Genomic DNA, 655 nt, shown 5'->3' on the forward strand with positions numbered 1-655 from the left:
CCGAACTCCTTGCGCAGATCCAAACCACCTTTGGTAGTCACTGCCTACCGCTAAATTTACCAAGTGAAGATAGCACTGATGTAATCGATTGCTACTTTGAGCCTGACTACACGCCTGCGACCTCTATTCAAGCGGTTGATACTGCGCACGAGGCCTTGATTGATCAAGTCGTCGAGCTTGATGAAGACCTAATGGAAATCTACCTAGAACAAGGCTCATCACTCACAGCAACACAGCTGCACGACCCATTTGAAGAAGCTCTGCGCCTACGACACATAGTCCCTATTTGTTTCGTCTCATCAGAAACCGGGGCTGGGTTAGAGTTACTGCTGAAAACACTCAGTGAGCTCATGCCAATGCCAAATGAAGGCAACCCTCCTTTGCTCGAAAAAGATGGCAAACTTACCCCGGTGAACTGTGAGACGCTGGAGCATACCGTTGCACACGTGTTTAAGGTCAGCGTTGACCCTTATATGGGAAAAATGGCCTACCTTCGAGTGTTCCAAGGAGACTTGCATACAGGTAGCCAACTCTTTGTGGATGAGAGCAATAAAGCCTTTAAGATTGGACACCTTTATCAACTGCAAGGCAAAACCCGCAATGAGATAGACCATGCCAGAGCTGGAGATATCTGCGTAATCGCTAAGGTCAATGA

General features: G+C 47.8%; 1 protein-coding gene. It reads left to right on the top strand.

Going from position 1 to position 655, the window contains the following annotated elements; translation table 11 throughout:
• Window positions 1-655 (top strand): EF-Tu/IF-2/RF-3 family GTPase (locus AB4585_RS25700; RefSeq protein WP_372171608.1); only part of this gene is annotated, 655 nt, incomplete at both ends.

Source organism: Vibrio sp. 10N.222.49.C9, assembly GCF_041474985.1.
In the GTDB taxonomy this organism is placed as follows: Bacteria; Pseudomonadota; Gammaproteobacteria; order Enterobacterales; family Vibrionaceae; genus Vibrio; species Vibrio crassostreae_C.